Origin of the sequence: Sulfitobacter sp., assembly GCF_041552635.1 — a bacterium.
Classification (GTDB): Bacteria; Pseudomonadota; Alphaproteobacteria; order Rhodobacterales; family Rhodobacteraceae; genus Sulfitobacter.
In genome coordinates this window covers 1-9,737 of record NZ_JBFEKM010000158.1, presented here as the reverse complement: position 1 = coordinate 9,737, position 9,737 = coordinate 1, and the positions used below count along the sequence as shown (strand labels likewise).

General features: G+C 57.8%; 8 protein-coding genes. 2 read left to right on the top strand and 6 right to left on the bottom strand.

Features of this window, described 5'->3' with window-relative positions; translation table 11 throughout:
• Window positions 1-2,385: efflux RND transporter permease subunit (locus ABYT07_RS16360; protein WP_372993101.1), on the top strand; the 2,385-nt coding region annotated here is incomplete at its 5' end.
• Between the two features lie 6 nt (window positions 2,386-2,391).
• Here the strand turns inward: ABYT07_RS16360 and ABYT07_RS16355 are convergent.
• The 3 genes from ABYT07_RS16355 to ABYT07_RS16345 form a co-directional block, all read right to left on the bottom strand.
• Entirely contained in the window at window positions 2,392-3,600 is a 1,209-nt protein-coding gene (locus tag ABYT07_RS16355; protein ID WP_372993100.1) for a multidrug effflux MFS transporter, read from the bottom strand.
• Window positions 3,601-3,823: 223 nt separating this feature from the next.
• Window positions 3,824-5,626, bottom strand: a complete 1,803-nt coding sequence (locus ABYT07_RS16350; RefSeq protein WP_372993102.1) for an ABC transporter ATP-binding protein/permease — start codon at window positions 5,624-5,626, stop codon at window positions 3,824-3,826.
• Between the two features lie 180 nt (window positions 5,627-5,806).
• The gene (locus ABYT07_RS16345) at window positions 5,807-7,018 is read right to left on the bottom strand and encodes a LysM peptidoglycan-binding domain-containing protein (protein ID WP_372993099.1); all 1,212 of its coding nucleotides are present in this window, start codon (window positions 7,016-7,018) and stop codon (window positions 5,807-5,809) included.
• Window positions 7,019-7,144: 126 nt separating this feature from the next.
• On the opposite strand from ABYT07_RS16345, the gene ABYT07_RS16340 reads away from it, so the two are divergent.
• Window positions 7,145-7,696 (top strand): TIGR00730 family Rossman fold protein, encoded by a 552-nt coding sequence (locus ABYT07_RS16340; protein WP_372993098.1) that lies wholly within the window; start codon window positions 7,145-7,147, stop codon window positions 7,694-7,696.
• Window positions 7,697-7,774: 78 nt separating this feature from the next.
• Here ABYT07_RS16340 and ABYT07_RS16335 read toward each other — a convergent pair whose 3' ends face one another.
• From ABYT07_RS16335 to ABYT07_RS16325, 3 genes are all read right to left on the bottom strand, one after another.
• Complete coding sequence (locus ABYT07_RS16335) at window positions 7,775-8,374, bottom strand: superoxide dismutase (protein WP_372993097.1); 600 nt, start codon at window positions 8,372-8,374, stop codon at window positions 7,775-7,777.
• Between the two features lie 97 nt (window positions 8,375-8,471).
• Window positions 8,472-8,906, bottom strand: a complete 435-nt coding sequence (locus ABYT07_RS16330; protein WP_372993096.1) for a hypothetical protein — start codon at window positions 8,904-8,906, stop codon at window positions 8,472-8,474.
• Between the two features lie 176 nt (window positions 8,907-9,082).
• Complete coding sequence (locus tag ABYT07_RS16325) at window positions 9,083-9,652, bottom strand: sarcosine oxidase subunit gamma (protein WP_372993095.1); 570 nt, start codon at window positions 9,650-9,652, stop codon at window positions 9,083-9,085.
• Window positions 9,653-9,737 lie beyond the last annotated feature (85 nt).

Sequence of the window (9,737 nt, the reverse complement as noted above, 5' to 3'; positions counted from 1 at the left end):
TTGGTTGTGGCACTGGTCTATCTGCCGGTTTTGGGCGGCGTCACCGGGCGTCTTGAACGCTGGATGGCCGATAACATGGCCGCAATCGCAGGGCTGCGGCTTTACCTGCACTTGGCTCTATTTCCGGTCGCATTCGTGATGATCATTCTTTTTGCAGCCCTCAGTGGGCCGCTTTTCGCGGTGATTTCAGCGCAGTTTGCGTCCATGGACGGGCTGGACATCTTGGGTTCAGTCATCCCCGTTTTTGCCATCGTGTTTTCGTGTATCGCAGCCCTTTGCGCCTTGGCCGCGATTGCGCTATCGGGCGGGATGCTGGCCCTGATCAGCTTTTTCGCGCTGTTCACCCGTATGGGGCGCGGCGGGCGGTGGGTGACCTCGCGGCTCTTCCGCAAGCCCCCTGACGTGATTGACGCAGGCTATAAACGGTCCGCATTCGGGCGGGTGATCGAATTTATCGCAGGCAATCCGGTGATGCCATTGGTGGTCGCGGGCACTGTGTTCGTGTTTGTCGGCACCACGATGATCTTTTTCGGTAACAACAGCAAAGGCGTTGAATTCTTTGTGGAATCCGAACCGGAACAGGCAATCGTCTATGTGCTGGCACGCGGCAACCTGTCGCTGAGCGAAAAAGACAGAATTTTGCAACAGGCCGAAGACATCGTGCTGGCCCATCCCGGCGTTTCGACCGCCTTCGCCTTTGCGGGCAAAGGCGGATTGGACAGCAACACAGGCGGTGCCACCGCCCCCAAAGACAACATCGGCCAAATCCAGCTTGAGACAATCCCATGGGAGGACCGCGCCCTGCGGCCCGATCTGGACGGTGATATCGTAATTGCCGAACTGACCGAACAGCTTAGCGCGATCCCCGGCATCAAGATTGAAATTCTGGCGCAGGCACGCGGCCCGGCCTCGGGAAAACCGGTACATTTGCGTTTGCTGTCCGATAGTTTCGACGATCTTGTCCAAGCCACGGGCCTTGCGCGCGACGCGTTTGAAAAGACCCCCGGCCTAACCTTGATCGAAGACACCCGCCCCCTGCCCGGCATTGACTGGCAGATAGACGTGGATGTGGCCAAGGCCGGCCAATACGGGGCCGATGTGTTGACCGTAGGCGCAATGGTGCAACTGGTCACCCGTGGTCTGCTGCTGGATACGATGCGCGTCGACAGTTCCGACGAAGAGATCGAGATCAGGGTGCGCCTGCCTGAAAAGGACCGTGTGCTCAGCACGCTTGACACGCTCAAGGTGCGCACAGCCGACGGGCTGATCCCGCTGTCGAATTTCATCACCCGCACCCCCGTCGCCAAGCTGGCCGAGATCAACCGCATCGACCAAAAGCGTCACCTTGATATCAAGGCGGATGTGTTTGCCGGGTTGATGAAACTGGTCAAACCCCAAGTCGTGGACGGCACCGAGACGACAGTGACCCTGGCCACCATGCGCCCTGCTGCAGATGACAGTGATTTCCAGTCGGCTGATGGCGAGGCGTATAAAATCACCAACCGCACCAATGCGGCACAAGACATTGACCTTCAGGCTGACCTGATCAGCGGTGCCCTGCGCCTTGTGCCCGTCAACGCGAATGAACGCATCGCCGAGATCACCAAATGGCTCGACACGCAGCCGCTGCCTGACGGTGTCACCTATGAATGGACCGGTGATCAGGAAGATCAAGCCGACAGTCAGGCGTTCCTAAGCTCGGCCTTTACCGCTGCCTTGGGGTTGATGTTCATCATCCTGCTCGCGCAATTCAACAGCATCTATAATTCGGTTCTGGTGCTGCTCGCGGTCGTGCTGTCCACCACGGGCGTGCTGATCGGGATGTTGGTCATGGATCAGACGTTTTCCATCATCATGACTGGCACCGGCATTGTCGCGCTGGCGGGGATTGTGGTGAACAATAACATCATCCTGATCGATACCTATCAGGAATTCAGCCAGTACATGCCCCGCATCGAGGCGATCATTCGCACCGCTCAGGCGCGTATCCGTCCAGTTTTGCTTACCACGATCACCACTATGGCAGGGCTTGCGCCGATGATGTTCGGGCTAAGTCTGGATTTTGCCAATGGCGGCTATACGATCGACAGCCCCACCGCGCTGTGGTGGAAACAGCTGGCCACTGCCGTTGTGTTTGGCCTTGGCGTGGCGACGGTTTTGACGCTGATGGTCACGCCGTCGATGCTGGCGATCCGGGTTTGGGCCACAACATATGCCCGCTGGATCGCGCAGCTGTTGGCCAAGATGTCGCTGGGCCGGGCAAGCACGGCAGCACAGGACTGGGCCTTGGACAAGGATGCGCAGCGTCTGAAATCCGGCATCCTGATCTGGGAAGACGACGCCCTTGCGCCAGTGCAGTCTGCAAAGCTGCGCGCGGCGGAATAACCCCCCTTAGGCAGCAGCGAGAGTGGTTTGCTGCTGCTTGAGTTTCGGCATCGTGAACAAGGTCAACCCAAGGGCCACAACGCCACATAGCGCGATGCTGATGACCATCGGCCCAGCTGTGCCATCGAAGAACGGCGTTGACAGGCCGATACAAACCGCCCCCGTCAACATCGTCATGCTGCCGCTTAGCGATGATGCAATCCCTGCGCGTTGCCCGTGCGCGTCAAGGGCGGCCACCATCGACGACGGGATGACAACGCCCAGAAAGGCATAGACGGCAAACAAACCGATCAGCAGCACCCAAAGGCTGCCGTATCCTGCCAGCACCAACAGGGCCAAAACGGTCGAACTGATGGCAAAGCCAGCTACACCGCGCCCGATCAGCGTGGACAACCCCCAGCGGTCCGCAAGGGTCCCGGCAAACTGTGTCGCGGTAAAGAACCCCACCGCATTAAAGGCAAAGGCCAGCGAAAATTCAGTCGGGCTTAGGCCGAACTGACCGGTGTAGACAAAAGACGCCGTGGCGATGAACAAAAAGAAGCTGGCCATGCCAAATCCCGCAATAAAGGTCAGCCCGACAAAGACCGGATCGCGAAACAAAATCCCGCAACTGCGCGACAATTGCCCCAGATTAACCTTGCGCCGCTGATCGTCCTTCAGCGTTTCGGGCAACAGCATCTGCGCCGTTGTCAGGCTGGCGACGGCAAGCACGGCCAATGCGATGAAAATTTCGCGCCATGTGCCAAAAGTCACGACAGCGCTGCCCGCAAGCGGTGCCAGCATCGGCGAGATCGAGATGACCAGCATGATCGCCGACATCAACCGTGTCGCTTGTGCGCCGGTGTACATGTCGCGCACGATGGCCCGCGGGATCACCATCACCGCAGCCCCTCCAACACCCTGAATGATGCGTCCCACCACCAGCAACTCGATTGAGGGCGCGGCAGCGCAGATGATTGCACCAACCGCAAAAATGCTCATCCCGATGAACAAAGTTTTCTTGCGCCCGATTTGGTCAGACAGCGGCCCATAGACAAGCTGCGCCAGACCGTAGGCCAGAAAATAGGCCACCAGCGTCGCCTGCGCCCCTGAAACAGAGGTGCCAAGCGCCTCTTCGATCGCGGGCAGCGCGGGCAGATACATATCGATGGCAAACGGTCCCGTCACGCAGATCAGACCTAGAACGATGGCAGTACGGAGCATTCCGGCTTGCATGGGGATTCCTTTGACTGGGGATGCGGTCGGTGCAGCACCAAGCGCAGATGCACTTGGTACCAGCAGCTGAATGGGGATCAAGCGCTTTGCCACCTATACACGAATTTGTGCAGCGAGAACCTGAAACCTCTGACGTTTTGCGTGAAAAAAAGGCACCATTTGCAAGGCGTTATGGTGCCAAGCCCTCAAGGCGGCCGGGACCGTAGCCCCTTGCCGCCTTGGGTTAGTTCGTTTCCTCGGACTGTTGACGCTGCCACAACTGTGCATAGCGGCCGTTGCGGGCCAGCAGATCGTCATGGCTGCCTTGCTCGACAATCTCGCCTTGTTCAAGCACGACGATCCGGTCCGCTTCGGCCACTGTGGACAGGCGGTGCGCAATGGTCAGCACAGTTCGCCCCTTGCCAGCCTGACGCAATGCGTCCTGAATCTCGCGCTCTGTCTCACTATCCAGCGCGCTGGTGGCTTCGTCCAGCAGCAGGATCGGCGGGTTCTTCAGCAAGGTCCGTGCGATGCCGACGCGCTGTTTTTCACCGCCCGACAGTTTCAGGCCGCGTTCCCCGACGGCAGTGTCATACCCCTTGGGAAGCCTCTGGATAAAGCTATGGATCTGCGCGGATTTGGCCGCCTCTTCGATCTCGGCTTGGGTGGCGTTGTCCCGGCCATACCCGATGTTATAGCCAATCGTGTCGTTGAAAAGAACCGTGTCCTGCGGCACCACACCGATGGCGCGGTGCAGGCTGTCTTGGGTCACGTCACGCACATCTTGACCGTCAATCTTGAGCGCCCCACCCTGCACATCGTAGAAACGGAACAAAAGCCGCCCGATGGTGGATTTGCCCGATCCTGTCGATCCGACAATGGCGACCATTTCGCCTGGTGCCGCCTCGATCGACACCCCCTTGAGGATCTCGCGATCGGGATCATAGCCAAAACGCACATCTTCAAGCGTCACACGTCCGCCAGTCACCTTCAGGTCTGGCGCATCGGGTTTGTCCGTAATCTCGGCTGGTTGTTCAAGCAGCGTGAACATCTGCCCCATATCAACCAATGCCTGCCGAATTTCGCGGTACACGGTGCCAAGAAAGTTCAGCGGGATCGTGATCTGCACCATATAGGCGTTTACCATGACGAAATCCCCCACGGTCAGCGTGCCGTTTTGCACACCAATCGCGGCCATGACCATCACGCCCACAAGGCCGCAGGTGATCAGCAAGGATTGGCCAAAGTTCAGGAATGCGAGCGAATAGTTGGTCTTGATCGCCGCTTCTTCATAGCCCGCCATAGCGCCGTCGTAGCGGCTTGCCTCGCGATGTTCCGCGCTAAAATATTTGACCGTCTCGTAGTTCAGCAGACTGTCGATGGCTTTTTGGTTGGCATCCGTATCCTGGTCATTCATCTGGCGGCGCAGTTTCACGCGCCATTCGGTGACTGCAAAGGTGAACCAAACGTAAAACGCAATCGTCACGGCGACGATCAGCAAGTACCAGAAATCGAAGAGCACCAGAAAGATGATCCCGACCATCAAGAGTTCAAGGATCAGAGGCCCGATCGACAGCAGCATGAAACGCAGCAAAAAGTCGACGCCTTTGACGCCGCGTTCGATGATCCTGCTTAACCCGCCCGTCTTGCGGGTAATGTGGTAGCGCATCGACAGGTTGTGAATATGTTCAAACGTCTCAAGGGCCAGCATGCGCAGCGCGCGTTGGCCCACACGTGCAAAAACCGCATCGCGCAGCTGTTGAAAGCCGACGTTCATCGCACGCGCGACACCATAGGCGACGGTCAGGCCAATGGCCCCAAGCGCCAGAAACGGCACGCCTTCGTCCGCCAGCCCGTCGACCGCACCTTTGTAGAGAACCGGTATCACGACCGACACCAGCTTGGACACAAGCAAGAATATCATCGCCCAGACAACGCGCTTTTTGACCCATGGCAGATCGTCAGGCCACAGGTACGGTGCGACTTTTTTCAAGACCCGCAGGTTCGATTGACCCTCTGCTGCCTTGGCGATTTCTTCTTCGGTCATGGGAATGTGGGGCGGATTGGCCCCGGTGGTTTTCGACGCGCCTTGCGCCCGGCTTGTATCGGCTGACATGTATGATCCTGAAATGCTTGGACCACTACATAGGCCGCATCCGGCAAGGTTGCCAGTGGGCGGGCATCAAAATGGCAAAGCAGACCTTGGTTGCGGCACTGTCGGCGCAGGCTATTCCGGCAATGTGAAAACCTGCCCCGGATAGATCAGGTCAGGATCGCGGATGGAATCGCGGTTCGCTTCGACCACACGCACGTACAACGTGGGGTCACCATAGCGGTCGCGTGCGATGGCCCATAGGGTCGCCCCTTCTTGCACGGTGACGGCCTTGATCGGACCGTCGTAATTGGCGGTGGCACGGGCAAGCACTTCGGGGGATTCGCGCTTGAAGGGCGTCTCGACCCGGCTGATGACCTCGCCAGTCTGGTTCAATTCATCCACACGCAGGGTGTAAATTCCGGCATTTACGTCTTCGAGGTCACCGCGCCAGCGCCCCTCGGCGTCGACGGGCAAGGTGCTGACCGCAGCATTATCAAGATAGACCTGAACCGACGTGCCTTCGGTCTGCGCGCGCCCGGCAAGGCTTACCTCGCCCTGCTGGGAATAGGTGATCGTATCCAATGCGATTTGCTTGGTGGGTTTGGGCGCAGAGCCTGACAAAAGTTCGACACCATCCGGCGTAGATTTCAGCAAGGCCACCTGATCAGGGGCCGTCTGATCAGCCGTACTGCTGGTCGTGGCCATTGCCGTGCCCGTAGCTGCGCCAGTGGTCGTTTCTGCAGGCAGTTTGGCTGCAGCGGCTTGATCAGCGGTTTCAGCTTCGACTTGGGTGACCTGATCCTTCGGGCCGGCCTCGCCCGTGGGGTCCTGCCCCGCTTCGCTGCTTGCCCTCATAGTCTCGTCTGGGGTCGTTTCTTGGGATACCACCTGCATCGGGGCCAAAATCACTTCTTCCACGGAAGGGACGGATTTTGTGCCGCTCATCCCCTCAAGGCTGATGACCTGCCCCATGCCGTCGGGCGGCAGAATGGCAAGGGTCGCGAATTTACCGGCACCATCGGCCAAAGCCGTGGCGATCTCGGTGCCATTGCTGATCACCCGCACCGTGCTGCCCGGCAATGCGCGCCCCGCGATCACTGTCATTCCATCGGGGTCACGCCGGACCTCGTCAAAGCGCGGGGTGTCGGGCGGCGTTGGCATCGTTGCCGGCGCGGGCGGGTTTTGCGGCACTTCAGACGGCGCAGGTTCCACAGCGCTTTGGGAGGGCGCAGGCGACAGCAGCGCAGTATGTGTCACAAGTGGTTGCTGTCGGGAGAGAAAATACCCGACGATGGCGACCGCCACTGCAATCCCCACGCCCCCCACAACCAAAGATTTCCGCATCTGCAAAACAGGTATTCCTTTCAGTTCATTGAACCTTACTGCGTTGAGGGTTTGAAGCAAGAGGGTTAACACTGGTCAAAATGATGCCGCACCCCTGCAGGCAATCCGCTGACAAGGACGATATTGATGATTCAGAAATCCGTTTGCATATATTGCGGTTCACGCGCAGGCGACGATCCTGCATTTACCGCACAGGCGCAGGCCATGGGGCGGGGTTTGGCCGACCACAACTGGCGGTTGGTTTACGGTGCAGGCGATGTCGGCCTGATGGGAACCGTTGCCCGCGAGGCGCAGGCGGCAGGTGGCAATACCTTTGGCGTGATCCCCCAACATCTGGTGAAATGGGAAGTCGGGAAAACCGATCTAACCCAATATATCGTCACCGAAACCATGCACGAGCGCAAGAAAGTGATGTTCATGAACTGTGACGCCGTGGTCGTCATGCCGGGCGGTGCAGGGTCGTTGGACGAACTCTTTGAGGTTCTGACATGGCGTCAGCTGGGGCTGCATGAAAAGCCGGTAATCCTTTTGAACACAAACGGTTACTGGGATCCCCTCGTGCAACTTCTGGAACATGTCGTCGCCCGTGGCTTTGCTGACGCGACATTGCTTGGGTATTACGCCGTGGTACCCGACGCGGACGCAGCGCTTGCCATTTTGCGTGAAAAGCTGGGCTAACGTATTGTTATCAGACCGGCTAAGAAAAAGCCCCGCAAACCGGGTTTGCGGGGCTTAAAATTCTAATTCATCAGCAGCTTACATGCGCGATGCGACGTTTTCCCAATCGACAAGATTGTCGAGGAAGTTTGTCAGATAGTCAGGGCGCGCGTTGCGGAAATCGATGTAATAGGAATGTTCCCACACGTCGCAGCCGAGCAATGCAGTCTGACCAAAGCACACGGGGTTCACGCCGTTTTCAGTCTTGGTGACCTTCAGCGCGCCGTCTGTGTCTTTGACCAGCCACGCCCAGCCCGACCCGAACTGGCCAGCGCCTGCCGCCTTGAAATCGTCCTTGAACTTGTCAACGGACCCAAAGCTTTCGGTGATGGCTTTTTCCAATTCACCTGGCATGGCAGCGCCGTTTGGCCCCATCATTTCCCAGAACTGGTTGTGATTCCACAGCTGGCTGATGTTGTTGAAGATGCCGCTTTGTGCGACGGCTTTCGGATCATATGTGCCTTTAATGATCTCTTCGAGGGATTTATCAGCCCATTCCGTGCCTTCAATCGCCTTGTTTCCGTTCACGACATAGGCGTTGTGGTGCTTGTCGTGGTGAAATTCCAGCGTTTCAGCGGACATGCCTTTGGCGGCAAGTGCGTCGTGGGCATAGGGAAGATCGGGAAGTGAAAAAGCCATGATTTGGGCCTCCGTTGGTTGATTTCATCTGGGTCACAAGAAGCCCGAATTGCAACAATATCAAGGGTAACTGGCCATTAAACTTCTCGCAGGCCGATTACTTCTTGTCTTTTTCCTTTGCCTCGGCGCATTTACCGGCCGCAGATCCAGGTGCCACAAAAAAGCTTTCGCCCAAACCGTTATAGGTAAAGGTATTGCGCTTGAGGTTCAGCGTCATCTTGAAATCCACGTTCTGCTTTCGCCCCTGAGTGTCTTTCACCCCGATCAGTTTCCACGCAAGCTTGACCCGCGTTGGCGTCGACTGCGACAGCTTTGCACGGATCGGACCTTTGAACGTTTGCTGGGTGAATTCGTCATAGACCGCAGCCTGCCATTCCCCCGGATTGATCGCGACGAAAACCGCATCAGGCACCCAATCCCGCGATGACGGGTTCTGGGTCACGCACACCAAGGTAATCGCGGACGCGGTTTGCGCGAGTACTAGCAGATATGCAGCCGCCAACCCGGCTTTTATCAAGCGTCTTCCGATCATTCCGCACTCACCCATTGCCAATCACGCTAAAGCCCCTTCTCCAGAGGCGCTTAGCGCTGCCGATATAGGGCTTCACTTATTAACGAAACGTCTCGCGATCACAAGCATTTGGTCCGCGCCGATCAACGATTAAAAAAATCGTACGCGGCGCGGCCAATAGGCGTTTTTGAAGGGGCCTAAAAATGCCCGACTTCTGAACCGGGCTGGGCTGCGACTTTCAGCAAATCGAAGACATACTGCGCGACCGACCGGAAGCAGACCAGCTCTGCTGTTTCGGCATCGACCATCCAGAACGCGGCAGGAACCTGCGCAAGACGGGTGCGCCTGATCATGCCGGGGACAAAAACCCCGGGTGCCGTATCAACGGGGGCAAGCTTTGCCAGAACCTCGCGGATATGTTTGCCCTTCAGGCGGAACACGGCGCGGGCATCGGACACGTTCACCGCCAGCGCGTGATTGCTGCCGATGGATTTGTGCAGCGTCTCAAGGTTGGCTGTGACGTCCGTGTAGGGGCACATCAGCAGCAGCTCATCCGGGGACATCCACGCGATACCAGTGCTTGCGGTCGCATTGATGCCGCGCTGTTCGGGCATGTCGACGCCAGCGATTTTCTTGAGCGGCTTTTTCAAATATCCCGCCGTCAAATCCCCCCGGATCGAGATCATCCCGATCGGGTCAAGGGCGATAATCTCAGCGATGCCTTCTTTATAGACTGCCCCGTTCAGGGCGCTGATGGGCTCAGACATTCTGCTTCTCCCCTTCTTTATCGTAAAACACCGGATCGACGATTTTCGCATTATAGGTTTTGCCATCGGTGCCGGGGAATTCCAG

Excerpts from the sequence above, each read along its gene's own strand:
- ABYT07_RS16355 (WP_372993100.1), bottom strand. The coding sequence starts at position 3,600 with ATGCAAGCCGGAATGCTCCGTACTGCCATCGTTCTAGGTCTGATCTGC.
- ABYT07_RS16350 (WP_372993102.1), bottom strand. The coding sequence starts at position 5,626 with ATGACCGAAGAAGAAATCGCCAAGGCAGCAGAGGGTCAATCGAACCTG.
- ABYT07_RS16345 (WP_372993099.1), bottom strand. The coding sequence starts at position 7,018 with ATGCGGAAATCTTTGGTTGTGGGGGGCGTGGGGATTGCAGTGGCGGTC.
- ABYT07_RS16340 (WP_372993098.1), top strand. The coding sequence starts at position 7,145 with ATGATTCAGAAATCCGTTTGCATATATTGCGGTTCACGCGCAGGCGAC.
- ABYT07_RS16335 (WP_372993097.1), bottom strand. The coding sequence starts at position 8,374 with ATGGCTTTTTCACTTCCCGATCTTCCCTATGCCCACGACGCACTTGCC.
- ABYT07_RS16330 (WP_372993096.1), bottom strand. The coding sequence starts at position 8,906 with ATGATCGGAAGACGCTTGATAAAAGCCGGGTTGGCGGCTGCATATCTG.
- ABYT07_RS16325 (WP_372993095.1), bottom strand. The coding sequence starts at position 9,652 with ATGTCTGAGCCCATCAGCGCCCTGAACGGGGCAGTCTATAAAGAAGGC.